The organism is Pseudoroseomonas cervicalis ATCC 49957 (assembly GCF_000164635.1).
Lineage (GTDB): Bacteria > Pseudomonadota > Alphaproteobacteria > Acetobacterales > Acetobacteraceae > Pseudoroseomonas > Pseudoroseomonas cervicalis.
Genome location: NZ_GG771188.1, coordinates 1 through 672 on the forward strand (window position 1 = coordinate 1; position 672 = coordinate 672).

Annotated in this window: 1 protein-coding gene; it reads right to left on the reverse strand. The window is 77.5% G+C overall.

All coding sequences use genetic code 11. From position 1 onward, the window contains the following. Nucleotides 1-672 (reverse strand): ComEC/Rec2 family competence protein (locus HMPREF0731_RS22495; protein WP_007006580.1); only part of this gene is annotated, 672 nt, incomplete at both ends.

The following is a 672-nucleotide window of genomic DNA, read 5'->3' on the forward strand; positions in this document are numbered from 1 at the left end:
CGGGTCGGGCTGGAAGCGGCAGGCGGTGGGCTCGCAGGACAGGCCCGGCAGGCCGGGCCGGTCGATCGCCAGGGCGCTGCCCGCCTCCTCTCCCCAGCTCCGCAGCCAGTTGTCGCGCAGGAAGGCGGTGCCGCCCGGCAGGCGCTGCAAGGCCACCCCGGCCTCGGTGCGGAAGGCGATCAGCCGCGCATCGGCCGAGACCAGGATGTCCGGCGGCCGCACCGCGAGCGCGCTGAACAGGCCGGCGGCGATCAGCGGCACCCCCCACCAGCGCCAGCCCTGCCGCCACAGGCAGAGCCAGAGCAGGCCGAGGCTGAGCAGGCCGAGCCCCCAGCCCGGCATCGGCCGCGCCGGCAGCGCCGCCCCGGGCCAGGCGGCGACGCTGCGCGCCACCCACAGCACCCCCTCCACCCCCCAGCCCATCAGCCAGAGCGGCCATTGCTCCAGCCCCAGCGGCCAGGCCAGCATGGCGGCGAGCCCCGCCGGCATCACCAGGAAGGAGGTCAGCGGCACCGCCACCATGTTGGCGGCCAGCCCGTAGAGCTGCAGCCGGCCGAAATGGTGCAGCCCGTAGGGCAGCGTCGCCAGCCCGGCCAGCAGCGAGGCCAGCAGCAGCCCGACCGGCCAGAGCAGCGCCGGCAGCAGGGGGTGGCGCGCGGCGGCGGCGCGGCG